Genomic DNA, 25435 nt, shown 5'->3' with positions numbered 1-25435 from the left:
TAGGAAAGAATATACTACGATACTAAATTTAGGGTTCGGAACTCTGTTTGTCTTCAAAACGTCTGACAATGCGAGAAAGTTCCGCCTTTTCATCGATACTAACGCGAGTAGGAGCACCGCTGATAATCCGTTCGTAGTTTCGGAAAGAATCTTTGATATCGGGCCCGTCAGCAGTGATATTATACTCACGAATGCCCTTATCATGCCAAGACCCACGCATTTTAAATACGTTAATTGCCCGCGACATTTCTCCACGAATTTCTACGTACTGTAACATGATAATTGTATCGGTAATCGTAGAGATATGAGAGTCAGTAATCGAATGCGCTCCTAGAAATTGGTCAGTTGTGTTGGTAAAGAAACCAGTAATTTCTTCTTGTTTAGCATAACCCGTCACGCCAATTACAAACTGCCTAAATGCATTATTGCTTACTCCTCTAGCTAATGCTGATAAGGAATCAATGGCGATGCGGGCTGGTTTGAAGACAGCAATTTCTGATTTAATAATTTGTAAGTGGTCTTCTAAACCAGTTGATTCAGGATAGGTACAAATGATTTTGAGTAAACCTTGATCTTCTAATTCCTCAAAATCAATTCCCCAAGATGAAGCATTCCGAGATAGTTGGGCGCGTGATTCTTCGTAAGCAAATAATATTGCCTGTTCTCCATTCAGACAACCATCTTGAATAAACTTACTAACTAACAAGGTTTTACCAGTACCTGTGGCTCCTGTTGCCAAAATAATAGAATCTTTAAAGAAACCACCACCGCACATTTCATCTAAAATTTTCACCCCAGAAGATACCCTGGTATTAGAAGAGCGTTGAGTTAAACGCATTGCTCCTAGCGGAAAGATATTAACTCCTTCATTAGTAATTGTGAAGGGATACTCGCCTTTCATGTGGGTTGTACCGCGCAACTTGAGAATTTCAGCTGTGCGACGGCGGCGTTCTCCTTCTAAAACGTTGCGAACAATTACTACATTATCAGAAACAAATTCTTCCACACCGAAAGAGGCAACGGGGCCATATTCTTCACTACGTTCGGTGGTAATTACAGTGGTGACATTCAGTATTTTGAGCCGTGCTACCAAGCGAAAAATCTCGCGTCGCACTACTCCCATCGCCTCGTACTGCTGAAATACGGCTGTCATTGAGTCAATTGAAACTCGTTTAGCTTTGTATTTGCGAATGGCATATTGCAAGCGTTCAATAAGTGCAGAAAGGTCAAAATTCCCAACGATATCTTGACCTTCTGGATCGGGAGATGCATCAAGAATAAACAACTTGCCTTCTTCAATTAGGCGTGGCAAGTTCCAACCAAAAATATGGGAATTTTTAATTATATCACTGGGTGATTCTTCAAAGGTGACAAATACTCCGGCTTCATCAAAGTAGGTGATCCCGTTATAGAGAAACTGAAGAGATAATAAAGTTTTACCTGTACCGGAAGTACCACTAACCAAAGTAGTTCTACCAATTGGTAAACCACCATGACTAATATCGTCAAATCCTTCGATCATCGTGCGAATTTTTTCTACACCTCCATTTTTCGGTGTTTTGTTTGGTTCTATCTGCTCGTTTTGACTCATTGCTTGATAATAAAATGGTATTAAAAACTGTTTATTTCATTACTAAAGTAAGTTTGGACTCAATTTTTTAGGATATTTATAAACCAAATCTTAAGCAAGTAGGGTGTGTTAGGTTACAATCTAACTAATAAGAGCGCAAAAATATTTATGTTTAGCCGTAATCCACCGAAATGAATGCTGTTCAAACGCTCTTGATTAGAGCAATAAACTGGCTTACCTACACAGCTAAAATTTACTTTATAAATGTTCTCTTGCAGGATTAATTATTTTACTCTTCAAAATCTCCTTCACTAAGTTCCTCATATAGCAAATCTAATCCAATCAATACTCTTTCTCGATCTGAAAGATCCCCGATAATTTTGCGAACGGGTGGAGGTAAAATTTTAGACAATGTTGGCGTTGCCAATATTTTATCTTCTTCCGCCAGTTGCGGGCTTTTTAGTACATCGATCACTTTTAAAGCATAAACACCTTCAAACTCCTGTTCTAAAATATCTTTGAGTGTTTTTAATGCCCGGACGGAATTAGGGGTGTTCCCTGCTACGTAAAGCTTGAGAACGTAGGTTTTTTTGGCTTTAATCATATATTTAAAGGCTAGTTATACACATAGAAGTACAGGATGTGTTTGCATGTTAAGAATAACTAACAAGGTTAGTTTATTCCCAATGGAACATTGATAATTTTAAGTTATCTAGAAATCGAACTTCTATAGACTTCGCACAGGTGAGCCAAGATATCTATCAACGTTAAGCGGTAATCAAGTAAGGTTTCATTGCTCCTTCCTTCTATTCTTAGCTGGATAGAAAACTCTTCAATTATTTCCATGTGAATTTCGATGATTTGGGGCACAGGAATATTAGCATAAAATATAGTATTGATAAATTTATCAATTTTTTCTTTTAGTGTTTTGTCTGTAGTAAAATAGTTTATAAGGATTAGGCTGTAATCTGATTTAAGCTGTCTTAATAATCCTTTCTTTTCTGCTGGAGTCATCTCCTGGAAATGCTGTTGGCTTTTTTGCATCTGACTGGCAAATACATAGACGTATTGGCTAGTGTAAGCGCTACTTAGATTTTTCTGCGACCAATTTGGTAAATATTTGATTTCGCCAGTGGTAGTTGCAGTAACAGGTAAGTAGCAAAATTGGGCAGTAATTGCGTCAATAAATTTCCACGCCCACACACTAAAAACCCTTTGATTGGCCAAGCCAACTAGATTCTCTAAAGATTTGTTAAGTTCGGGTTGCAGAATCAATATCGGTAATAACATTTACTCTTTAATAATCTATCTCCTCAATGCCCTGACAAAGAAACGTGGGCTAATAAATTTGGTTAACGCTTCTAGGGGAATAACTTCATGTGCAGTAAACTGATGATTCTACCCCAAAATCAGGCTCTGTGTTAGCAGATAGTCCAAGAGGGCAGAAGGCAAGAAGTATATTGCTTATGATGCACGAAACTTTTTCAACTGGATAGTTATTTATGCCTGCTTATGCTATTTACTCAACAATCTAGTGCAGCAACTGAGTGGTAGCACTTAATAGGTCTTTGATGATGAATTAACTATAGGAATCATATTTGATTTTTGAAAAAATATAAGTATTTGTAGCGTCTGCTAGACGGAACGTCGTAACGCACCCTACGTAAGACGATAGCGCAGTACGCTACAACAATGCACCCTACGTAAGATTTCAAAAATTAAATACTAGTCTATGTGTCGCCATAACAAGACACAGTAGCTAATTTATTATTTGCATATTTATCTATACAAGTAGATAGATTTTTTGATTTTGCTCCTTGATAAGATACTTAAACGAACTTAAAGGATTGTCGGATTCTAAATCATTATAATTCCTCAAGGTTCTAAAGCGAATCTTTGGGGCCATAATTGTTGTAGCCGTCGCTATCGATGAGGAGTTTAAATACCAGTAATAAACTGAGAGGCTAGTTGCGATAAATCAGAAACGTCGCCTCTTGGAAAAATGCACTTGTCCGCAAGCAAGTGTCCGTGAGGGGAAACCCCGTTTTTTTATTAAATGGCGTTGAAATAACCAGAGTTGCTTATATGAGTCTTCTTAGAGGATATGGCTTCAGGCGAAAAGACCATCAACAGTTGGCAGATGGAGATGCCGGAGCTTTCCACAGGAAGAATGACCCCCAAAGCCCTATGTTAATGCTAGATTACCCGCTTTATGACTTTCAGGCAACCGTACCTAGCTGCCTCCAAACATCTTCTTTGGCAGTGGTGCTAGAGATTTTTGAGCAAGAGCAGTGCGATCGCTTGGTAGTACTGAATCAGCAGCAATGCCCTATAGGATTGCTGTATTCTGCCCGTTTAATCCAAAAATTATTAGCACATAGTGACAATAAAAATCTAAATTTACAGCAATCTGTCTCTATCTGGGGTCAAGGTTTAATTGAGCCAATACAGACAATATCAGCTTCTGAACGTGTAGAGCAATTAAGCTTGCGCTTGTGTTATCCACAAGGCGAAAAACACCAGAACTTAGATTGGGCGCTGATTGACTCTGATGGTCGATATTTAGGGTTGTTGGATAGTTCGCGCCTGTTGCGATCGCTGGCTAAGGAACGCATGGCTGGGTTAGAAAGTTCAGGCATCCAGAGGTCGCGCCAGGAGTCAAATAAACCCAAGTCATTAGGACACCAGCCACTGATACTATTGCTAGAAAGACTACCTTGGCCTTTGATGTTGCAAACTGGTACTGGCGAGGTGTTAGCCAGAAATCCCGCTTGGTGGCAGCAATTAGGAGCCTTGAAAGATCCAGAAGGAGTTAGGCAACAGGTGGAGGCAATACTTGTTCCTAAGTCCTCCGAAAAATCAGAATATGTCAGCCAACGGGCAATCAAGGTTCATCCCAATTCTAGGGAGAATGAGCGTGGTGCTGAACAAGAACTGACTCAACAAGAAGCATCACCAGATTCTGTATATAGTCGCTGCTATTTGGATAGTCAAGTGGGTACTTGTACCTGTGTTGTTCAAGTGCAAAATGGTCAGGAGCGAATCTGGCAATTTGCCAAAATTCCCTTAGATAGTCCTGAGTTTAAAGTGATGAGTGCTGAGTCAGAGGTTTTACTCAGCAATGATTTGTGGTTAGTTTTAGCTACTGATGTGACTGAACAGCAGCAGCTTTGCAAAGAATTATCTGCAAAAAATGCCGATTTAATTCAACTAAATCGCCTAAAGGACGAGTTTTTAGCTTGTATTAGTCATGAACTCAAAACTCCCCTAACTGCCGTTTTAGGATTATCGCGCTTGCTTGTGGATCAGCAGTTGGGAGAACTCAACGAGCGTCAAGCCCGTTATGCGGGGCTGATTCATCAAAGTGGCCGCCACCTGATGAGTGTGGTTAACGACATCTTAGATTTGACCCGGATGGAAACGGGACAAATGGATTTGACGCTAACTCCGGTGAAAATTCAGGCTGTGTGCGATCGCGCCTTATCAGAAGCCAAAGCCATCCACACTCAAACTACCAAAACGACATCCCAAACTCAAGAAAATGCCCGCTCAACTGCTCCCCAATTCTGCCTTTCTATTGAACTAGGCTTAGATCAGATGGTGGCAGATGAGTTGCGCTTACGCCAGATGCTAGTCCACTTACTTTCCAATGCCTTTAAATTCACCGAAATATCCGGCGAAATCGGGCTGCGGGTGAGTCGTTGGGAAGGATGGATTGCCTTTACAATTTGGGATACAGGTATTGGCATTCCTGAACACCAGCAACACTTAATCTTTCAAAAATTTCAACAACTGGAAAATCCTCTTACCCGCCAATTTGAAGGCACTGGTTTGGGACTGGTATTAACTCGGGCCTTGGCTCGCCTCCACGGAGGAGATGTCAGCTTCTTATCTCGTGAAGGTAAAGGCAGCCACTTTACCTTACTTCTGCCGCCTACTCCTCCAAAAACAGGCTTTTCTGAGCCAGATATGGGAATCAGAGAAGAAGGGGAAACGCGACACCAACAGACACGGGAAAACCCCGCAGCAACTCGTCAGCAGAGCGGTACGCCCACACACACACAGCATCATCCCGCGAGTTCGCAACGCTTGGTCTTGGTAGTCGAGGCAGTAGCCCGATATATTGAAGACTTGACCGACAAACTCAAGGGTTTAGGATATCGGGTAGTAATTGCGCGATCGGGGACAGAAGCAGTTGAAAAAGCTCGACGCTTGCAACCAATAGCAATATTTTTGAATCCGTTATTACCCCTACTATCAGGCTGGGATGTGCTAACTTTACTAAAATCCGACTCCGCAACCCGTCATATATCTGTAATTGTGACTGCGACGGGAGCCGAAAAAGATCGAGCATTTGCTAACCGAGCCGATGGTTTCTTAAGTTTGCCAGTAGAGCATCAAGTCTTAGCACCAGTTCTAGAAAAATTATGTACTGCACAAGCAGCTACGCAGCAAGGGTTAGACAATAGCGCGATTATTCCACCGAAAACCCCACTGCGAATTCTCAGATTGGTGAATCCCCAGTTGGAATCAGTAAATCCCCACTCTTCACTTCGAGAACATCGGGTGATTGAAGTAGACGATCTAGATCAGGCAGAACTTTTAGCACGGGTATGGCAGTTTGATGTCATTTTGCTAGATGTCGAAAGTACCATCGCCCAAATTTATCTACAACAACTAATTCAACATCCACGTTTGGCGGCTATACCACTGGTTACTTGCGATGTTGCAACTACTCTCATCGCTTCTAAAATACCAGGATTATCTGTATTTCCTTACTTAACACCATTTAGCAAAGACAACAGCAGTCGCATTGATAAAACAGATGCCTTATTGTCAGTATTGCAAATTGCTTCTGGTATTTGCTGCCCTGCTAACATCCTGGTAGTAGATTTGACAATGTTGCGTGATTTTCCCCAGGTAAGACGCAAGCAAACTAAGGGTTATCAGATAGAAAAAAATTGCTCAATTAGTAGTGAAACTGCTGAACGGGGGTCTGAGTGGTTCCAAGCTTTAATTCAGTACCTACAAACAGCAGGCTTTAAAGCGGCGATGAGTCCTTGTTGGGCAGAAGTATTACAACAAATTCGCCACCAAAGCGTTGACTTACTGCTAATTTGTTTAGGAGAATCCGCTATCCACAAAGATGTGCTAAAAGCCTTGAAAACATTAGGAGATTCCCCTGACAAATTACCACCGATTGTAGTACTAAATCAGCGATTAAATCGTTCAGAAACCACTTTTCCGGCTGGGGTAGCTGACAACGAAATTGACAAGCGGAAGAAGAATGGTTTGGAATCTATAGAAACTGTTGTTGGTGCGATCGCTACCCGAATATTACCGCGATCCATATCAATGGAAGACCTCTTAAACCAGATCAATCAAGCCTTAGCTGTCAACGGTTACAATGGTAAATGTTAATTGGTCATTGGTCATTAGTTATTGGTTATTTACAAATGACAAATGACTAGTGACAATTTAAGATATATCCATTTTTTCACTTTTCTTTTTCTTAAAAGGAATTCGAACTAAGTTATAAGCACCCTTTGTCGATAAACTCTTGTAATCATCTGGCTGTAAGTCCATTTGTAAAAACTTTTTCTGTTCAGCCAATAGCAGCACCGATGGAGGTTTTAACCCTTTGGCAGCCTGGGTTTTAATATGCTCTATAGCTTCTTGGGGAAATCCCAAATAATTTACATGAATGTGGCTATAAAATACCACACTAGGCTTTTTGAAACCAAGCATGATCAATTCTTCATTTGGTTGTTTTGCTTCTAGGATAACCGCAGATAATTCTCTTAAAGGTAATTGACGTTCTCGATCGATAAAAAACGAAGCAGGCGTTAAAACAAAAATGACAAACGCCACAAACCCGATTAAATTAATACTGATAATGTGCTTCCATTGACGACTCAGTAAGAAACCCGCAACTAAAATTGCACAAATCAACCACATTACGCCGGCTATTACTGGTAAACCAGATTTTTGAATTAGTTCATGGAAGTTACTTATAGCTGGATCAGTACCTAATATGTGGGTTATGTTAAACAGTGCTGTTGACAGAACTGATAAAAACACTACATTCAACCAACCACTCATTCGGAGAAAAGTGGGAAAGGAGGAAATAGGAATTGTTTGTCTATCCTCTGTATCCTGGAAAAAGTCGCTCCACAATAGCGCCACTAGGATGGCTGCTGCTGGCATTAAAGGCAACACGTAACTAGGGAGTTTGGTAACAGCAATGCAGAAAAAGCCAAAGACGCTAGCAAACCAGAACCAGGCGAATAAACCAAACTGCTGAAAACGTTCAACAGATCGCCAGTGCGATCGCTGCCAAAACTTAAGCCTGACTACTGCTACTGGTATATACACTGAGCATGGTGCAAAACCCAACAGCACCACTATAAAATAAAAATACCAAGGTGCTGAGTGACCATTAACTACTTCTGTAAAGCGTTCCAGGTTGTGATAACCAAAAAAGGAGTTAATGTAATTCCAGCCATTGCGCCAAATTACCAAAGCATACCACGGCACTGATAAACCCAAAATTATCAGCATACCCACCAAGAGGCCCATTTCTCGCAATACCTCTCGAAACCTTCCCACGTAAAGCAAAAAGGCACCAACAATTAGCCCCGGTAAGACAATTCCCACTGGGCCTTTAGTCAAAATTGCTCCGGCAATTAGCACATAAAAAGCTAAGTACCACTTATTCGGGAATGGGGTATTGGTGATTGATTCTGCTCCCCCTGCTCCCTTCCCTGCATACCCTAGAAAGAAACATAACAAAGCTGATGCCATACATCCGGTAAGCAACATATCAGAGACACCCGTTCTCGCCCAAATAATAGTTTCGGGATTGAGTGCCATGAGCGCTGCTGCTGTAAAAGATGTTAAGTAGCGACGAGTAGGACGTGAAACTTGCTCTAATTCGTCTTGTTTAGTCAAATACCACTGTACGGTGTAAAAAGCTAAACAAATTAAGCCGAATGCTGCGATCGCAGAAGGAAGGCGTACTGCCCACTCATTCACCCCAATCATGTAATATGCGATCGCTTGACACCAGTAAATTAAAGCAGGTTTATCAAAACGAGTCTCACCATTGAAAAATGGGGTTATCCAATCACCTGTAACGAACATCTGACGGGAAGCTTCGGCAAATAGCGGCTCTGTCTCATCAATCAAGCCAGTGTTGCCCAAATTCCACCCAAAAGCTATCCAGCCAATCACCATTAACCACAAAATCGATACAGTTACGCTCAGGGCTGGATTCTTTGCTATCTTGTTGAACCACCGATCAACAGTGTGCTTAACACTCAAATTCATGCTCATTAGTCAATAGTCAACAATCACTACTCAATAGTCGTCGGTTATCTATGTTTTGTTCTTCGGAGTTTTTAACTTAATAATTTTCCTCCACTCAGTACTCTACCAACTGTAGGGTAGACACTGCCTACAATGTCAAAATAAAAGCTTGACCGAACTATCGAGGGTGCTGTTAGCGCTACTAACTATGGACTCAGCACTAGTTGCCATTCCCTATTTTGGGAATTCCATTTAGGTAATTGAGTTTCACCGACAACATAGGGGCCCCAGTAACGACGGGAACCATCTTGTGCAAAAGCAACTAAAATATCTCCCTTCTCCAGTTTTAAATTATTCTGAGGTAAGGATAAAACCAGTCCCTTCTCACTACCTTCTTGGGGAGCAAAATCCCAATGTGCCGGTATATCATAATGAGTCTGTTTAGTACTAGAGCCTTTTGCTACTGACTGTCGTGCCAGTAGAGCCAACCGCACAGGCTGATTTGTTTGATTGCTCATCCGTAAAGTCCCTTCGCCCTTGGCAATGCTTGCTGATTTATCACGCTCTGCCAAGACAGGATAAGTATTATCTCTAATACTATGTTCTACTTGATTGCTTGGAGTAGATAGATTAGCGGAAATATCTTTTTCAGATGAAACAGGTGTAGAGGAAGTTGTCTCCCACCCTTGAGTTTCTGTTGGCATTTGTGAAGATGTATCTGGATTTGTGGACTCAAAGGATACACTCACTCCAAAGCATCCCACCAACGCAACAAGCAATCCCAAGCAAGAAACTGTAATACCGACGTTACGATACACTGAATATTTCATATTGATAGTTATTAGAAATAAATATTTTGTCTAGGCTTGACCAAATACTAGCCTATTATCACAAAAGCCAATCATAGAAAGTATCCTAATATAGACTTTCCTGAAATTAGGGATACTAATGTATTATAAATATCATTTTGATCGGAAAATATTTGGAGGAAATAATTCCCTTGATGTTTGATAAACAAGGGTTACATACACCCCTCGTTTTATGTATTGACCGTAGGCTTGGATAAAAATAATAAAATTAGATACTGCACCAGCCAATTCATTTGTATAAAAAGTAAGAATTTACTGAAACCACTAACGGCTTCAACAAGACGTTATTTGCTAAACCTTAGATAAATCTAAGATATATAGCAGTTCTCATTTACGTGAGGTACACCCGTAGGGACACGGCACTGCCGTAGCCCCTACACCTAGTGATGTAATGTTGTACCGCATCTGAATGGGAACCGCTATATATTTCATCTTGCATTACAATAAGCACCCTTTGAAGGGACTGTACTTTCTGAAAGACGATGGGATGTGCAAATTTGGATTAACACTGGATACCCAGCATACATAATATAATATTAACAAATAAGCTTAGACTAAAACTAATATCTTCCTTACTTAATATAGAGATATTTCAAGATATCTTGACTTTTACTTAGAAGTCATTGTAATGCAAAATACCCGTCTCAATAACTTGTTTGATGCCATTGTTACACGCTTGGGTCAATGGTTTTTAAATCCTTGGCGGCGGCTCTCGTTGCTGATAATTAGTTTTTTGTTCGGTTTTTTTCTGGGAAACGCAGTTTCCACTACAGCCGGTCAACGGGCAGAATTAGATATTGTGGTAGCTGGTTTTTTAGTAGTATTGACGGAAGTTACTAGTAGAATATTTTACAGTCAGAGCTTTTTCGTTAAGCGATCGCTCTTAGTAGACTCACTAAATCTCCTGAAAGTCGGTTTCACTTACAGCCTGTTTCTCGAAGCTTTTAAGCTGGGATCGTGAGAAGGGAGCAGGGAGGGGTAAATTATGAATTTGTGGCTGGGTGAAATTTTGGCAACGGATATGCTGGGGGAAACTTGGCAGCAGCAAGCTAGAGTTGCTGCGCTGGCAGATAAGTTAAGGGCTAAAGCTTTTGGGATTACGCCGGGAAATGTCGATGAAGTAATAGAAAAGCGATCGCAGTTACTAAAATCTGTCCTCCCTGCTTTCAGTCAATTCTGCCAAACTACCCTCCAAATCGAACCCAAGGAAATGTTACAAGTATTGTGGGACTTGTGGCTGCCTTTGGGGATCAAACTAGCATCGCAGCGCCAACAGTTGGAATGCCCTCTGATTCAGGGAATATTAGGAGGACAAGGCACTGGTAAAACCACCATGTCTAAGGTTCTCAGCTTGATTTTGAATCAGTTGGGATACCGGACTCTGAGTTTGTCTTTGGATGACTTATATAAAACTTACAGCGATCGCTTGGTTTTAACACAGCAAGATCCCCGGTTAATTTGGCGCGGCCCACCAGGAACCCACGATGTAGATTTAGGCTTAGATGTACTAGACCAAATCCGCCAGTCGCAAAGCCCAGTTATGGTTCCCCGCTTTGACAAATCTACATACAAAGGTGCTGGCGATCGCACTACTCCAGAGATGGTAACAGATGTAGATATTGTACTATTTGAAGGTTGGTTTGTGGGTGTGCGACCAATTAATGCAGATATATTTGATACTGCACCACCGCCAATTGTTACAGATGAGGATAGAGCATTTGCCCGTGACATTAATCATCGCCTCCACGATTATTTACCACTGTGGGAGCGATTAGACAGCTTAATTTTGCTCTATCCAACCGATTATCGCTGTTCTTTGGGGTGGCGCAAACAGGCGGAACAGCAGATGATTGCTGCGGGAAAGTCGGGGATGAGCAATTCAGAGATAGAGAAATTTGTCAATTATTTTTGGCGATCGCTTCACCCGGAATTATTTATCAAGCCGTTGGTAAAAAATACAACAGTGGTTGACTTGGTGATTGAGATTAATAGCGATCGTAGCTTTGGGGAAGTTTATTGCGATCGGGCTTAGGGCGTTAGTTCTCAAGGAAATCAGTTAAAAGCACTATAATTTGCAGCTGCAACAAAAAAGATTTGTCAGTTAATCAAATTAACTTCTTGACTCTGTGTTCTCTGTGCCTCTGTGGTTAAATAAAAAGATTTTGAACCGCAGAGACGCGGAGGGCGCAGAGAGAAAAAGAGATTTTTAGAAGTATATTAGCCAAGCCTTCTTTTAACTTCTTCAGCTAAATCTACAAGTAACACTTCTACTTGCTCACCTGTTTTCAAATCTTTGAGCGAAGATTTTTGTGCTGCTGCTTCTTCAGAACCAATAATTACACAAAATTGAATTCCTTGCTTATCGGCTAGCTGAAATTGCTTACCCAAGGGACGCTTATCAAAGTTAGTGATAACATTAATTCCAGCTTGACGGAGATTTTGCGAAACTTTTAAATAAGTTGGCATTAAATCTTCTTGTATATTTACTACCATCACCTGGGCTGGTGTAGCAGCTAAGGTACTAAGAACACCCGCTTTTAACAACCGACTAATTAAGCGAGTTAAGCCGATAGAAATGCCGACACCAGGCATTTTTTCACCCAAAAATACCCCCACTAATTCTTCATATCTCCCGCCAGAACAGATACTACCTAAAGCTTCATGTCCTAATAAAGTTGTTTCGTAAACTGTACCAGTATAGTAATCAAGTCCACGAGCAATGGATAAATCAATACAGAAACGATTTTCGGTAACTCCGAGATTACGCACGCCTGCCATTACTGTTTCTAATTCGCTAATTCCCAAACTTAATTGCTCGGTTTCTAGCAGATTTTGGGCGAGATGCTTAAGCTTCTCTAATACTTCATCAACGGAACCATCAATTTTAATAAAATCAATAATTTTTTGAGTCTGTTCTCCTGAAACTCCCTCTTTCTCTAATTCTTGTTTTACTTTACTTTCACCAACTTTTTCTAAATTATCAACAATGCTAATACACGATTTAATTTTATCTTCAGGAATTCCAACTGACTTAAAAAAGCCTGTAAGAACTTTGCGATTATTGATGCGAATCAGAAAATCACCGATGTTAATTGCTTCAAATATTTCAGTGATAATTGCAGGCATCTGAGCATCATAGAGCAAGCTGAGTTCCTTACGAGCAACTACATCAATATCGCACTGGCGGAATTGACGGAAACGCCCATCTTTCGCCCGTTCTCCCCGAAAAACCATATCAGTTTGGTAGCGAGCAAAGGGAAAGGTTAACTCATTTAGATGACGAGCAATATAAGCCGCCAAAGGAACTGTTTGATCGAACTTTAAAGCTCTTGCTTCCGAACCAGTTTCGCCGGATTTATCTCTCTCGGCTTGTCGATTTGGTGGAAGGATCGGATTAATGCCATAAATGATATTATCGCCTTGATTTCCTTTCGCTTGCAGCACTTCTAAACGTTCTACAGCAGGTGTTTCGATGGGCGTAAATCCGTAGCTTTCAAAAACTCTACGGATGATATCTAGCAAATATAATTCTAGACGTTTTTCATTAGGCAGGAATTCTGGAAAACCGCTAGGAGTAGAAAAGTTTATTTTGTCACCTTTTGCCATACGTGTACCTTACTAAGTTGCTATTTGAGATGAAAGCCTAACTACTGGAAATCGTAGCTACACAAACAAAGTCCGCCTGCGCGGACTGGATAATAATAAATGATTATATTTGATAACAGAAATTACTATTTTAGCCTTTCTTCTTGAACTAAGGTGCGTTGAAAGATTTTATTGTTCTTAAACCAATGCCAAGTGCGGGCACGATTATTATTGTCAGGGCTAATGTAGATCATTTCGTATAAACTCATTTCTGGGTTTGTTTTATAAGTAAACCACAAAATCACAATTGAATCATCGGCTTCCCAAGCTTTACCTTGAATGCGATCGGTGTCAAACCAGAGTTTATTATCTTTATAGCTTCCGGGAAATTCATATTCTTCTCGTTTCCCATCAGACCACTTGTAGCGATTAATTTGGTAGTAGGGATGAGGGCCATTTTCTGGAAATTGACAAGTTAAGTGAGACTCATAACTGTCGAGGATTTTTCCTGCTGTATCAATTACTGTATAAGTTCCTACCCAATCTCCCTCATGACGGGTAAGTACGGGCATTTCTTGTCGAATATTAGAAACCATGCTGTATCAACCTTTTTCTAATTTGCAATTTTTGTGATGCTCTTTAATGCTTAAAACACACACTTTCATTATCAAGATAAATCCGATCGTTGCCAAGTACACTCAGAAGTTAAGTGATGAGCAAGCAAAGCAGTTCGAGATTAAAACCGAAATATTTAAGGAATTTAGAGTCGCAAACCCATACAAGCGATCGCTCTACTTTTCCTCTTACAGATACTATCTTTTTACATAAGTTAAATTTGACATAAACTTGCTAAGTACTACGGCTACAAAATATATTTCCTTTCTGGAAAAGACATTATCCCTTGTGTAGTCAACATCAACAATTACTTGAAGCTTAATAAAGCTCAAGAGGAACTCATGATTAATCAAGCTATAGATATAATCTTTGTAGATTCCTTTGCCTTTGCGATTAATGTGACAGTAGGTACACTACTTCACAGTAAAATCTGCAACTACTCATGGGAAGGAAAAGTAGAGGAGAAGCCTCAGCTAGAAAAAATTAGCTCTAATCTATCCATTTCAACACCATCTTCCGAAAAAATAGATGAAATCGCTCCTGTTCTAAGCAAATATTCCAAAGTAAATGCAAAAAGGAAAGCAGAAGCTTTGGGTAAAAAAGCTTCGACGAGTGCGTAGAATAGCAATCCTAAAAAATAGCCCTTTCAAGGTGACTAGTAAAACCTCTTATTTTTTCTCAGCGCTACTGACACTTTGCTCAAGTCGAGAACCCTTTCGGTAGTCGCTCATTGAGGAAACCCCCTTCTCTACGAGACGCTACGAGAGGCTTAGAGCGAGTCATCGTTCGCTCTAAGCCTCTCGTAGAGAGCATCATTTTGAATTTTGAATTGTTGACCCTTGTTTGTTGATAGTAAGTAAGTAGGTAGGCGTAATTAAATATAAGATCAAACCTCACCCTCAATCCCTCTCCTTACCAAGGAGAGGGAAGCCGGAGACAGGGTGAGGTTTTATATTTAATTTGACCCACTTACTTATTTATGATTCATTATCAAACCACCAAGGGTCATTAATCGCGTTGGTTTTAATTAAAATAGCTTTTTTTCGCATGAATCGTTTCAGCGCTGCTGCACCCATGCGCGATCCTCCCATACCGGAAAATTTGAAGGCGTTTTTCTCTCCCTCGTGCATGATGGCAGTAAGTGCTGCATCGTTGATACTAATAGCACCTGCATCTATCTGCTGGGCAATTTCTAAGGCTTCACTTTCTGAGGCAAAGACAGCAGCACTCAATCCATAAATTGAATCGTTTGCCAAAGATACCGCTTCTTCAACTGTGGAAAAAGGCATTATTGGCATGATGGGGCCGAAAGTCTCTTCGGTCATTACTTTCATGGAATGATTAACCTGGGTGAGAACTGTTGGACGACACCACCAACCCCCACCTAAGTCTTCAATTACACCGCCGCAGTGAATTACTGCTCCCTTTCCCACTGCATCTAGAAGATGATCGCTAATAATTGCTGCTTGTCTTTGGGCGATGATGGGGCCAATTTCTCCACTTTCAACAGTGGGGTAGGCTAGTTGGAGGCGATGGGCTTTGGCTATTAATTGATGGTAAAACTTTTCAAATATGGATTCAGCAACGTAAATCCGCTCAATTGATAAGCACGACTGTCCGGTGTTGACGACGGAACCCCACAAGATTGCTGAGGTTGCTAATTCTAAATTGGCTGATTCTAAAACGATCGCAGGATCTTTTCCTCCTAATTCCAAAAAAGCCGGAATAAACCGTTTCGCAGCCGCTTCTGCCACTTTTCGCCCTGTGGCTACACTCCCTGTAAAGCATACTAAGTCTACATTGTCAATCAAAAAAGAGCCGGTTGCGCCTGCTCCTTCAACAAAAGTTAAGACATCGCGCAGTTTGGGAACGGCGTTGAGTGCTGTTGTCAGTGGTGCGACAAAACGGGGAGCAATTTCACTCGGTTTGACAATAACGGCACAACCCGCCAGCAATGCTGGAATAGTATCAATGGTTGACAGCAACAGTGGAAAATTCCACGGACTAATTATCGCAACTAGGGGATAAGGAACAGATGTTTGTTGCAAGGCGATAAATGGAATTGCTGTATTTTTTGCAGAGTCTTGCAGCAATTCCGGTGCTAACCTACACCAGCGATCGATGCTAGAGAGGAAGGAGTCTATTTCTAATATTGAGATTGACAATCTTCCCGTATCATTTACCAAAGCTTCAGTTAAGCGATCGCGCCCAGATAAGATCGCTTCCTTCCACTGCTGTAAAGCTTCTATTCTCCCCTCTAAACCCAGTTTTTGCCAGCTAATTTGCGCTCGGCGAGTGCGCTTACATTGCTGTGCTAGCAACTTTGGGGGTGGCGGGATAATTACATAGTCAAATTTGCCTGTTCGGGGATTGCGGACTTCTATTGGTTTTGTCATTTGTCATTTGTCATTTGGTTATTTCTTTGTCCCCCAATTCCCAAGTTCAAATTATCCCCAATTTGGCTAACCGCTCAATGGTGGCTTGCTGGGTTTGGAGGAAGTGTTTGCGGTCTATTTCTCCCTCCAGCATAGTATTAGGGGGGTAAAAGTGTGATTGGTGATAACTTTCGGCATATAGTTCAAAGCGTTGGCGGGCAAGTAAATTATGTAACCCCGGTCGGCGGCGATCGCGGCGTAATGCTCCTAAATCAATCTCTGCAAATGCTGCCATGCTCTCACCTGCACCTGTTTCGGCTAAAATGATTCCGCGATGGTCGATGATTTTAGAGCCACCATCAGCAGAAGCTATGGGGATAGCAATATTAGCAATGCCTGCGGTATTAGCTGAAACTACATAAGCCATATTTTCAACAGCGCGAGTGATTTTTGCAGCGTCTTTGGGCGTGAGGCTTTTGTTGTATACTTCCGAGGTGGAATGGACAAAAATTTCTGCGCCTCGCATCGCCAAACACCGCGCCACTTCTGGATACAAAATTTCTTCTGATGCTAAAGCTGCTAAATTACCGATCGCAGTTTTGGCTACGGGGAAAACTCCTTCTAAACCATAGCAGTCGAGATATTTATCCCAAACATCATGGGGGGTGGGAGCAAATAAAGAATTCAGCCGCCGATATCGCAAGACGATTGAGCCGGAAGGGTCAAGAATAAAGCAGGTTTGGAAGTACAATCCGGGAAAGTTGGGATCGACTTCGTAGGCGTTCCCAGCTAAAAAGATTTTATGCTTTTGGGCAATTTTACCAAGTGCCTCATACTCAGCACCAGCCATTTCTATACAAGCTTTTTCTGCCCATCCTGAGAGAGAATCTCCCATTGGGAAACCAGTGAGAAAATATTCTGGCAGTACAATTAACCGACAATCAAAGCCAATAAAAGCGATACTGGCAGCAATTTGTTGAGCTATGCGGTTGATGGAGTTTTGTATAAGCGATCGCGCTTCTTGGCGATGGCTTGTTTGATTGACTGCATGACAGGTAACTTGCAGTGCTAAGGCGCGGAATGAGTTGAGATTATCGGTGTTGTTGTCCAAAATTCCCTCACCAAATTCTATAGAATGCGATCGCCACCCCAGAGCGATCGCACAAGTTTATCTGTCAATTCCGATCCAAACATCTGTGCGGCAAATTTATTACCTGGATCGCGTTCAGCACTGATCCGGCGCAGTTCCAAATCACGAAATGCTAAAGCTTCCCGTGCATCTTCTGGCACAGGTTCAGCCGCATCTACCCAGGTTAGCCAGCGATCGAGGGTTTCATGTGCAACTGTGCGAGTCAATTCCAGGGTTTCAAAAGTAGGTGCGCTGGTGTAACACAAGCTAACAGGCGATTGAAATAGGCGAATATAGGCGCTTTTGCTAGTAAATGCCTTTAGGCGCGAATCTTCCTGCAACTTCAAAAATGTTTGGTTAACTGGTTCATAGTAGCGATCGAGATATGCCAAATCGGTTAAAAGCTCAGTTCGGGGAATGTAATCTATATAAAAGAAAATATTCGGAAGTGTGCCAAACTCAAAAGCCAAATGAGGAACCTGGATATGCGATTTCAACCAAGTGGTAAGACGCATGGTACTAAAGTTTGATTTTTCCGGGTTTCCTAGCCATGAATGTACTAGCCAGTCAACTTCTTTCGCTGAAAAAGCGGTGAGCGAACCCTTCATATTGCCATCAAGACTGCTGTATTTCTGTAAATCTTCTACAGAAGGGTCTGGGTGTAATTGAAAACGAGCCTCTAGTTTGTGGTGCAGTTCCTTTGTAATTCCCCACAACTGCTCAAATACAGCTTTATTGTCTAAATCTGTTGGTTGCTGAGTCATAGTTTGAGTTTGCGGTTTTTCTATATACTTTATGTTTAGTTTGACACTGGTATCTAGATCGTTGCCTATATCAAGCAACGCATTCATCTAATTCAGATAACTCTGAAATGATTGTATAGTATGTTATTGTCTAAACCGTTGATTTAAACACCATATTTTATCAGTGGATGACTTGATGAAAGATAAAAACAGCGCAAAGCTAATGATATTAGTCTGATTAGATGGAATGGAGGTGAGCAAAAATGAGCATGACAATATTATCTGAAAAAATTACTACATGACTTTTTTTGGTCAGTATGTATTATCCCGGATAGCAGCAATGTTGTTAGTTAAAAGAAATATTGGTTGAAGTAAAATAAAATACAATGACTGAAATTGGCCTGATGATGACGGGCGTGTTAACAATAAGACAAGCATTTGGGGCCAATTTGCCACAGCAGCAAATAGTTCAGATGGAAAATGACGTAAACCAGTCAAAACAGAGTGAGTTAGAGATAACTGCTCAAGTTACACCACCTGAATTTATGCAGACAGATGGGATTTCCCAGGCTTCTCCCTTAGCGATCGCAGTAGACAAAGAACGCATACTTAAGAAAATCAGTAAAAAGAATCACTTCCTAGCTTCTTCTAACTTAGGTGAGTCGAAGAAATCTCAGTTTGTCAGTCAAGTCCGTACAAAGGCTACAGGACGCTTCCAGAAGTTTAGTAGCCAACCGATGCCGACTCTTTATTTCGGTAGCTCTGGTGTTGCTGTAAGAGTTTTGCAACGGTTGTTAGTGGCTAACGGTTATGCCGTTAAAGTGGATGGGATTTATGGCGCACTGACAGAGACTGCTGTCAAAGCCTTTCAAAACCAGCAGAATTTAGGAACTGATGGAGTAGTTGGTCAAATAACTTGGCGGGTGTTGACAATTTAGTTATTTGTCCTTGGTCATTTGTCCTTAGCTAATAACAGACAAATGACAAATGACTAACTATCGGTACTTATGCTGTTCTAATAGCTGTTGCGCTCTTGGCTTATAAATTAAATAGAACAAAGCCTCGGTATAACGTAGCAAATCTTCCCGATTCTCCTTCGAGGTAAAGTTCCAGAAGCCATAAATCCTTGCTAGGGATAACAGCTTGGTAGTATGAATTTTCCAAGTGTATGTGCTGTATACTCGGTCAATTCCTCGCTGCGAAATTTCATTCCAATAGTTAGAATTCTGTTCGCATTTAGTAATGAAGTCCACAATCTTTGTGGCTGTTTCTTCTAAATTTGTTGGGTTAATGTAAAAACCATTAACTTTATCTTGAATAATTTCCAGTGGCCCACCAAACTGTGTGGCAAAAGTCGGTAATCCTGAAACCATCGCCTCTAAAATTGTCAAACCAAAAGCTTCAAATAAAGCTGGTTGGACAAAAATTCCCTGACGATCGGCAATGACTCGGTAAATTTCACCAGAATCAGTTTTAGTCAGGCGCACACCCAACCAACGAATCTTTCCGTGGAGATTGTACTGGTCAATTATCTGGTAGAGTTTGATAATTTCGTCACGTTCTTCGTTGTCGCCCGATTCTTCGACGCGCAACTTACCTGCCACCAAAATTAAGTTGCAATGCTCCTGTAATTCTTTACTTTGACCAAAGCATTCAGCTAAACCTGTGAGATTTTTGATGTGATCGAGACGCGCCATTGAGAAGAGAGGACGCTTGTTAGGATCGTCGAGTTTGCCAAATATTTGCGTGGGATCTTCCAGAGTAAAGAGTATTTCTGCAAGGCGTTGGCGATCGCTCTCGACTCTATCTTTAGTCCGGGTGTAGGGGAAGTAATTATTCTCGTTTACTCCAGGCGGTACGACATTAAATTTGGGACTAAATAATTCAATGCCATTGGTTACATGATACAACTCAGGCATGGTGAAGCACTTATAAGACTCGTACTGTCCCACACTATCCGGTGTGCCGACAATTTCTTGATAAGTACTGCTGATCACAAAATTGGCAGCATTCATCGCAATCAAATCAGCTGTGAATTGCAAGGAAAAATGATATTTATCTTCCAATTCTTGCCAATAGAGGTTACTGAACAAGTATTTAGATTTTTCCAAAGCATGAGCAACATTGCATTGGGTAACTTTCAAACGCCGCGCTAGCAAGAATGCCACTAAATTCCCATCAGTATAGTTGCCAACGATTAAGTCAGGTGTGCCGTGAAATTCTGCCCGTAGTTCTCTTTCTGAGTCAATGGCGAAAGTTTCTAGATAAGGCCAAAACTCAAACCGAGAAATCCAGTTTTGAGTCATGTTGGGATTAAATTCCCGTAAAGGGACTCGCAAAATCCAAGCGTTTTCAGTATCGTGGACTTTTTCCAGTCGTTGATTACACAGAGTGCCATCACTATTGGGAATCAAGCGGGTGAGAATAATTACCTTTGGCTGGACATTTAATCCTTCTAAACCGGCTAGCAAAACATCTTCTTGTAGCTGCTTCTCTAAGCTCTTTGCCTGGTCAAGGACGTAAACTACCTGACCACCTGTATCGGGACGACCCAACACTCCCTCTTGCCCAAACCAACCGTGAGCCGACACTAAGACGATTTTAAAAATCATCGGCACACGAGAAATGAAGGCTTCTAGGGTCTGGGGATCGGCAGAATCAATCAATTCATCGAGAATATTTAGGGTTTCCCGCACTCGCGCTGCGGTGTTACCCCAACCTGGCTCAAAACCCATTGACTGCAATTGAAACCGGAATTGTTCGTAGGGTTCATCATCGGGGCGATTATTGACAAAACCGATAGCTTTTTTAACTTGCTCAGAAAGTTGCTGCTGTGATTGAATGCGATCGTTGACCAGCAGTTGAACGCCGTTGTAGTGGTGCAGGCGCAAGAAATTTAATAGGCTATCGAGCAACTCTTTGGAGTCTTGAAATATTTTGCTGGATAGATAGCGGTTGAGAAATTCTACTCCCTTACCAATATTTTTGGGGTCGCGGATGATTGGGGTGTAGTCATAAAACGGGCCGAAGTCTAATTCTAGCAGACCGCCCTCGTTAGGATGAAATTTGTTCACCAAGCGATCGCGCAAATCTAACAAATCCTGTACCGTCATCGGCTCAATGCTCAAGTCTGATGTCAACCAATAAACTTCTTGGCTGGCAATCTTAGAACGGATGATGAAACAGAATTTTGAGTCCTCCTGAATAATTTCTTGAGTATAGTAAATCAGTTTGCCTAACTCAGAGGTGGTGTAAAAAGCCTCTGGTTTCTGGGACTTTGAGCAATAATCACTATATACATTGAGGATGTCGTTCCGCAGCAAGTACTTCTTTTCTTGTTGGCGTAATTCACTTATAAAGGAACGCAAATCACTTTTTTCTTCACTATCTAAGACTGCTTGAAGCAATTCAGACATGGCGACTCCAGTAGATGACGATGTTTGCATTGTTAATTTTCAAGGCGAGACAAATAAGCCTCCACCTTTTGTTAGACCGCATATAAACACGAAACAACACAGATAAATCAGATTTATCTGTGTACCTACAAATATCAAGTTTTTAGTAGGCACTTAAATCATGTTCTACTTTACTTAAAGTATCTATGACTCAATATTTTTTGATCTAACTAAAGGAATACAATTTTTATTTCTTTTGACAGATGTTAGAAAATAAGTGCATAATAATGGTTAGGACACAATTTATCATGCCCTCAAATACTTGATTTAAACTTTACTATAGCAGTCCGATTTTATTTATAAATCCATCAATTTTTACAATTCTTTAGATAGTCTTGAAACTTTTATTAATTTTTATTAGTAAACAAGCAAGCTACGCATAGCGTCTTGGAGAGAAGTGGACATCGCACACTTAATTTTCATTGAGGAAGTAGATTTGCTTATATACATCAACGATATCATAAGATAATCTAATAGATTAGAGCAAGTTTGCGACACTTCCAAGTTCATTAACTTGTAGGTGACAGATCCTTGCTAAAGTGATGGTTATGGGTGTTTACACCATACAACCCACCTTAAATAGGAGTATAGCTGATCAATATTAAATTACTTAGGGCGAACGACGGGACTCGAACCCGCGAATGGTGGTACCACAAACCACTGCCTTAACCACTTGGCTACGCTCGCCATTCAACAATCTGAATTGTAGCAATAATTTGGCAAACAATCAAGAGTTTGTGTTCAAGGAACGGACTCAATTGATTTAGAGTCTCTGAAATCTAACAATTACAACGAATTTTACTTGGTGAACATGAAACCGCTAACCATCATTGCATATACTGGAGCCGCAGCAGGACTCGCCGCCTTGGGTGTGACAATGGCGAAGACTAATCCCAGTCAGGTTGAATATGAAGAATATGCAGTGCAACGGTTGACAAAATACTTAAAAACCGATGTATGCAAAAAAACTACGAATATTATAGAAAATTTAATCCGTTTTAATTGTGATAAATTGGTTGACTCCGCTAACCCGCAAATCCAAGGAGTTATTGCCAGAACTACAGAAAGACAAAATTACATGATTTTTAGCATTTACCGTACAGATTTAAAAATAAATTCTTGGATACCTTCTTACAAATTTGAAACGGTGGGAGCTTTTAATCAATTTTATACTTACACTGCCGAAGAACAATAAGACAATCAGCAGTGAGATGATAGAAAAGTAATTTAGAATACTTGTATTTAGTAATTGATCATAGTTTCAATAATGACTAGAGTACTTGTTACCACCAACTTAAACATATTAAGTAAAATATGAGGATTAGTCACTGAGAGTTCAAGCTTTGCCGATGTCATCTGCCTATCTGCTAGTGTCTCACGGAAGTCGCGACCCGCGCCCAGAAGTTGCTATGCAGCAACTAGCTAGGCTGGTATGTGACAAATTGCCAAAGAACTACAATGTATTAAATAGCGAACATTTGGTTGGCATAGCTGCTTTAGAAATGAGTCCTCAGCCTTTACATGAGCAGATTCAACAATTTGCCAACAGCGCTTTTGGCAATCGCAAAGCATCTCAAAACCAGAATAGCCTCAAAATTGTACCGCTATTTCTGTTGCCGGGAGTGCATGTGATGACAGATATTCCAGGCGAAGTAGCGCTAGCACAACAAGCAACTGGTCAAGATATCATGATTGAGTTGAAACCATATTTAGGTTCTCACGCCAACTTAGAGAAATTGCTGGCCAAGCAAATAGCTACTATAAAAGCAGAAGCGTGGATTCTCTTAGCTCATGGTAGCCGTCGCCCAGGTTCCAAAGAAACTGTAGAAGCAATGGCGGCGAGTTTGTCAGCAGTGGCTGCTTATTGGGCTGTACCTCCTAGTTTAGAATCACGGGTGACAGAGTTGGTAACTGCTGGTTGTAAAGAAATTGCAATCTTGCCATACTTTTTATTCGCTGGTGGAATAACCGATGCGATCGCAGCCTCCATAGAGGAGCTAAAATTACAATTTCCGGCGGTGAATTTCCAATTGGCGCAGCCACTGGGAGCAAGTGCAGAACTAGCCGAGCTAATTTGGGATTTAACGGATAGATGAACCGCACAGAAAAACAGGAGAACAAGTATTTGGGAAAGGTTTATTTAGTAGGTGCGGGGCCAGGAGATCCAGGATTAATAACCCTGAAGGCGAAAGGTTTGTTGGAATGTGCAGATGTCGTTATCTATGATGCCTTAGTGAGTCCAGCAATTTTGGCAATGATTAATCCCCAAGCCGAACAAATTAACGCCGGTAAGCGCAGGGGTAAGCATTCGTTGTTCCAGGAAGAAACAACTCAATTGCTGATTGATAAAGCGCAGGATTGTGCAATTGTGGTGCGGTTAAAGGGTGGCGATCCGTTCATCTTTGGTCGCGGTGGTGAGGAAATGGAAGAATTAGTCAACGCTGGGATATCAACTGAAGTTGTACCCGGTATTACATCGGGGATTGCAGCTGCGGCATACTCCGGTATTCCTTTGACTCATCGACTGTATAGTTCTTCAGTGACATTTGTAACTGGTCATGAAGCGGCGGGTAAGTATAGACCGAAAGTGAATTGGAATGCGATCGCGCACGGTTCCGAAACCATTGTAATTTATATGGGAATTCACAACCTGCCTTATATTGTGGAACAGTTAATCGTAGCTGGGTTAAAGGTAGAAACACCCATTGCTTTAGTGCGCTGGGGTACGCGCCCAGAACAAGAAGAATTGATTGGAACCTTAGAGACAATTGTAGAACAGGTAGAGCAAACTGGATTTGGTGCGCCTGCGATCGCAGTTATTGGACAAGTAGTCAATATGCACAGTATTTTGTCTAGTTGTCGTCCAGTTTGATGACTGGCGAAAATCTCAAATCACTTTCTTTAAGTTTCTCGAATCCAAAATGCCAAACCTCCTGCACGGCCACGAGCGGCAATGAAATCTTTCGTCACTAAAAAGAAGGCAAAGAAGGGTAGTTCAGCTATGGGTTGGTTGTAGAAATCTTCTGTTTTAACTTTACCAGAACGGATTGGTCTGTTATAAACAACACGACCAAACAGACTGATAATCATCTGGTTGAAATCAAACGCTAATAAATTTCTCTTACCTATATATTGCACTGGGCCTGTGAGCTTTAATAAAAGAGGCCCCAATTCAACCTGATTACAAATTTCGCCTTTATCTGATTCATCTAAAGTGGCATCAAAGGAAACATGGATTTTTATAAACTTGGGTACATACAAACCCTTGCCTAATACAATTCCTCCGTGTTCTCTGACTTTCTTAGTGCCAGTAGCAAAACAAAGTTGCCATTTACCTAGAAGAGACTCAAAGGGATAAGTTAAATGTTGCTGCTTGGCAGATTTTTCTGATTCTAGCAACGCATTGACTAATCTTTCTGCAATAGGGCGTGTATCTCTTTGTCGTCGATATGCAGCCGCAGCCTGTGATAGCACGGTAACAAAGTCAAATTTGGCTACAGGTGTCAAATTAGCTGTCATAACTTAACTATTTCTTTGCTTTTCTGTCTGATAGATTGTAGCGCTATAGAGAGTCAGAAGTGCAGCATTAGTTGTCATATTTTTTCAAGATTGAGAGTCTTCCCTAAGATAGATTCGCTACGCTTACCAGCTTTTGAGTAGGTTACGGCGGGCTATGCCACCATTACCTCCTCTACTAATTGGACTTTGGATGATAACTAAAATTTTTTGAAAGAGACACGAGAAAGCGCCAGCCAGCAGTGATTCAGAGGGCTTGAGTGGAAGCGT

At 41.1% G+C, this 25435-nt stretch carries 20 protein-coding genes and 1 tRNA gene; 8 read left to right on the top strand and 13 right to left on the bottom strand.

Translation table 11 applies throughout. The features are described 5' to 3' along the window. Positions 1 to 28: 28 nt before the first annotated feature. From kaiC to V7K55_RS20170, 3 genes are all read right to left on the bottom strand, one after another. On the bottom strand, positions 29 to 1591 hold the full coding sequence (kaiC, locus tag V7K55_RS20180; RefSeq protein ID WP_334834390.1) for a circadian clock protein KaiC: 1563 nt from the start codon (positions 1589 to 1591) through the stop codon (positions 29 to 31). 268 nt (positions 1592 to 1859) lie between these two features. After that, on the bottom strand, positions 1860 to 2174 hold the full coding sequence (kaiB, locus tag V7K55_RS20175; protein WP_094328522.1) for a circadian clock protein KaiB: 315 nt from the start codon (positions 2172 to 2174) through the stop codon (positions 1860 to 1862). 104 nt (positions 2175 to 2278) lie between these two features. Next, entirely contained in the window at positions 2279 to 2860 is a 582-nt protein-coding gene (locus V7K55_RS20170; protein ID WP_334834389.1) for a KaiA family protein, read from the bottom strand. Positions 2861 to 3757: 897 nt separating this feature from the next. Between V7K55_RS20170 and V7K55_RS20165 the strand changes: the two genes are divergently transcribed. Next, on the top strand, positions 3758 to 6991 hold the full coding sequence (locus V7K55_RS20165; protein WP_334834435.1) for an ATP-binding protein: 3234 nt from the start codon (positions 3758 to 3760) through the stop codon (positions 6989 to 6991). A 57-nt stretch (positions 6992 to 7048) separates the two neighbouring features. Here the strand turns inward: V7K55_RS20165 and V7K55_RS20160 are convergent, their stop codons facing one another. Further along, complete coding sequence (locus V7K55_RS20160; protein ID WP_334834387.1) at positions 7049 to 8905, bottom strand: ArnT family glycosyltransferase; 1857 nt, start codon at positions 8903 to 8905, stop codon at positions 7049 to 7051. Between the two features lie 179 nt (positions 8906 to 9084). Beyond that, on the bottom strand, positions 9085 to 9708 hold the full coding sequence (locus V7K55_RS20155) for a hypothetical protein (protein ID WP_334834386.1): 624 nt from the start codon (positions 9706 to 9708) through the stop codon (positions 9085 to 9087). A 667-nt stretch (positions 9709 to 10375) separates the two neighbouring features. Here V7K55_RS20155 and V7K55_RS20150 point away from each other — a divergent pair. Next, entirely contained in the window at positions 10376 to 10708 is a 333-nt protein-coding gene (locus V7K55_RS20150) for a DUF565 domain-containing protein (protein WP_334834385.1), read from the top strand. A gap of 24 nt (positions 10709 to 10732) precedes the next feature. Next, the gene (locus V7K55_RS20145) at positions 10733 to 11779 is read left to right on the top strand and encodes a glycerate kinase (protein ID WP_334834384.1); all 1047 of its coding nucleotides are present in this window, start codon (positions 10733 to 10735) and stop codon (positions 11777 to 11779) included. Between the two features lie 185 nt (positions 11780 to 11964). Here V7K55_RS20145 and hisS read toward each other — a convergent pair whose 3' ends face one another. Further along, the gene (gene hisS / locus V7K55_RS20140) at positions 11965 to 13353 is read right to left on the bottom strand and encodes a histidine--tRNA ligase (protein ID WP_334834383.1); all 1389 of its coding nucleotides are present in this window, start codon (positions 13351 to 13353) and stop codon (positions 11965 to 11967) included. A gap of 125 nt (positions 13354 to 13478) precedes the next feature. Further along, complete coding sequence (locus tag V7K55_RS20135) at positions 13479 to 13928, bottom strand: DUF3598 family protein (RefSeq protein ID WP_334834382.1); 450 nt, start codon at positions 13926 to 13928, stop codon at positions 13479 to 13481. A gap of 360 nt (positions 13929 to 14288) precedes the next feature. On the opposite strand from V7K55_RS20135, the gene V7K55_RS20130 reads away from it, so the two are divergent. Continuing rightward, the gene (locus V7K55_RS20130; RefSeq protein ID WP_334834381.1) at positions 14289 to 14567 is read left to right on the top strand and encodes a hypothetical protein; all 279 of its coding nucleotides are present in this window, start codon (positions 14289 to 14291) and stop codon (positions 14565 to 14567) included. A 357-nt stretch (positions 14568 to 14924) separates the two neighbouring features. Here the strand turns inward: V7K55_RS20130 and V7K55_RS20125 are convergent, their stop codons facing one another. From V7K55_RS20125 to V7K55_RS20115, 3 genes are read right to left on the bottom strand one after another with little or no spacing between them, the layout of a single operon-like run. Then, entirely contained in the window at positions 14925 to 16343 is a 1419-nt protein-coding gene (locus V7K55_RS20125) for an aldehyde dehydrogenase family protein (RefSeq protein WP_334834379.1), read from the bottom strand. A gap of 46 nt (positions 16344 to 16389) precedes the next feature. Beyond that, complete coding sequence (locus tag V7K55_RS20120; RefSeq protein WP_334834377.1) at positions 16390 to 17433, bottom strand: nitrilase-related carbon-nitrogen hydrolase; 1044 nt, start codon at positions 17431 to 17433, stop codon at positions 16390 to 16392. A gap of 17 nt (positions 17434 to 17450) precedes the next feature. Further along, positions 17451 to 18215 carry a red chlorophyll catabolite reductase gene (locus V7K55_RS20115; RefSeq protein WP_334834376.1) on the bottom strand — a complete coding sequence of 255 codons (765 nt, stop codon included), beginning with the start codon at positions 18213 to 18215 and terminating at the stop codon, positions 17451 to 17453. Between the two features lie 365 nt (positions 18216 to 18580). Between V7K55_RS20115 and V7K55_RS20110 the strand changes: the two genes are divergently transcribed. Next, on the top strand, positions 18581 to 19132 hold the full coding sequence (locus V7K55_RS20110) for a peptidoglycan-binding domain-containing protein (protein WP_334834375.1): 552 nt from the start codon (positions 18581 to 18583) through the stop codon (positions 19130 to 19132). A gap of 57 nt (positions 19133 to 19189) precedes the next feature. Here V7K55_RS20110 and V7K55_RS20105 read toward each other — a convergent pair whose 3' ends face one another. Then, on the bottom strand, positions 19190 to 21610 hold the full coding sequence (locus V7K55_RS20105; RefSeq protein ID WP_334834433.1) for a sucrose synthase: 2421 nt from the start codon (positions 21608 to 21610) through the stop codon (positions 19190 to 19192). Positions 21611 to 22263: 653 nt separating this feature from the next. Further along, positions 22264 to 22336 (bottom strand) — tRNA-His (locus tag V7K55_RS20100). A 124-nt stretch (positions 22337 to 22460) separates the two neighbouring features. Between V7K55_RS20100 and V7K55_RS20095 the strand changes: the two genes are divergently transcribed. The 3 genes from V7K55_RS20095 to cobA all read left to right on the top strand — a co-directional run bounded on the left by V7K55_RS20095 (position 22461) and on the right by cobA (position 24521). Further along, entirely contained in the window at positions 22461 to 22844 is a 384-nt protein-coding gene (locus V7K55_RS20095) for a DUF4359 domain-containing protein (protein ID WP_334834373.1), read from the top strand. A 154-nt stretch (positions 22845 to 22998) separates the two neighbouring features. After that, positions 22999 to 23745, top strand: a complete 747-nt coding sequence (locus tag V7K55_RS20090) for a sirohydrochlorin chelatase (RefSeq protein WP_334834371.1) — start codon at positions 22999 to 23001, stop codon at positions 23743 to 23745. Continuing rightward, positions 23742 to 24521, top strand: a complete 780-nt coding sequence (cobA, locus tag V7K55_RS20085; RefSeq protein WP_334834370.1) for a uroporphyrinogen-III C-methyltransferase — start codon at positions 23742 to 23744, stop codon at positions 24519 to 24521. The genes V7K55_RS20090 and cobA overlap by 4 nt, the downstream gene beginning before the upstream one ends. A gap of 29 nt (positions 24522 to 24550) precedes the next feature. On the opposite strand, the gene V7K55_RS20080 is transcribed toward cobA, so the two are convergent. Continuing rightward, positions 24551 to 25168 (bottom strand): hypothetical protein, encoded by a 618-nt coding sequence (locus V7K55_RS20080; RefSeq protein ID WP_334834369.1) that lies wholly within the window; start codon positions 25166 to 25168, stop codon positions 24551 to 24553. Positions 25169 to 25435 lie beyond the last annotated feature (267 nt).

Source organism: Nostoc sp. (assembly GCF_036919895.1).
Taxonomy (GTDB): Bacteria; Cyanobacteriota; Cyanobacteriia; order Cyanobacteriales; family Nostocaceae; genus Nostoc.
Note: the sequence above shows the minus strand (reverse complement) of the source record. Positions and strands in the feature narration are given on the sequence as shown.

Bases quoted from the DNA above. Each gene is read 5' to 3' on its own strand.
- kaiC (WP_334834390.1), bottom strand. From the start codon at position 1,591: ATGAGTCAAAACGAGCAGATAGAACCAAACAAAACACCGAAAAATGGA.
- kaiB (WP_094328522.1), bottom strand. From the start codon at position 2,174: ATGATTAAAGCCAAAAAAACCTACGTTCTCAAGCTTTACGTAGCAGGG.
- V7K55_RS20170 (WP_334834389.1), bottom strand. From the start codon at position 2,860: ATGTTATTACCGATATTGATTCTGCAACCCGAACTTAACAAATCTTTA.
- V7K55_RS20165 (WP_334834435.1), top strand. From the start codon at position 3,758: ATGTTAATGCTAGATTACCCGCTTTATGACTTTCAGGCAACCGTACCT.
- V7K55_RS20160 (WP_334834387.1), bottom strand. From the start codon at position 8,905: ATGAGCATGAATTTGAGTGTTAAGCACACTGTTGATCGGTGGTTCAAC.
- V7K55_RS20155 (WP_334834386.1), bottom strand. From the start codon at position 9,708: ATGAAATATTCAGTGTATCGTAACGTCGGTATTACAGTTTCTTGCTTG.
- V7K55_RS20150 (WP_334834385.1), top strand. From the start codon at position 10,376: ATGCAAAATACCCGTCTCAATAACTTGTTTGATGCCATTGTTACACGC.
- V7K55_RS20145 (WP_334834384.1), top strand. From the start codon at position 10,733: ATGAATTTGTGGCTGGGTGAAATTTTGGCAACGGATATGCTGGGGGAA.
- hisS (WP_334834383.1), bottom strand. From the start codon at position 13,353: ATGGCAAAAGGTGACAAAATAAACTTTTCTACTCCTAGCGGTTTTCCA.
- V7K55_RS20135 (WP_334834382.1), bottom strand. From the start codon at position 13,928: ATGGTTTCTAATATTCGACAAGAAATGCCCGTACTTACCCGTCATGAG.
- V7K55_RS20130 (WP_334834381.1), top strand. From the start codon at position 14,289: ATGATTAATCAAGCTATAGATATAATCTTTGTAGATTCCTTTGCCTTT.
- V7K55_RS20125 (WP_334834379.1), bottom strand. From the start codon at position 16,343: ATGACAAAACCAATAGAAGTCCGCAATCCCCGAACAGGCAAATTTGAC.
- V7K55_RS20115 (WP_334834376.1), bottom strand. From the start codon at position 18,215: ATGACTCAGCAACCAACAGATTTAGACAATAAAGCTGTATTTGAGCAG.
- V7K55_RS20110 (WP_334834375.1), top strand. From the start codon at position 18,581: ATGACTGAAATTGGCCTGATGATGACGGGCGTGTTAACAATAAGACAA.
- V7K55_RS20105 (WP_334834433.1), bottom strand. From the start codon at position 21,610: ATGTCTGAATTGCTTCAAGCAGTCTTAGATAGTGAAGAAAAAAGTGAT.
- V7K55_RS20095 (WP_334834373.1), top strand. From the start codon at position 22,461: ATGAAACCGCTAACCATCATTGCATATACTGGAGCCGCAGCAGGACTC.
- V7K55_RS20090 (WP_334834371.1), top strand. From the start codon at position 22,999: ATGTCATCTGCCTATCTGCTAGTGTCTCACGGAAGTCGCGACCCGCGC.
- cobA (WP_334834370.1), top strand. From the start codon at position 23,742: ATGAACCGCACAGAAAAACAGGAGAACAAGTATTTGGGAAAGGTTTAT.
- V7K55_RS20080 (WP_334834369.1), bottom strand. From the start codon at position 25,168: ATGACAGCTAATTTGACACCTGTAGCCAAATTTGACTTTGTTACCGTG.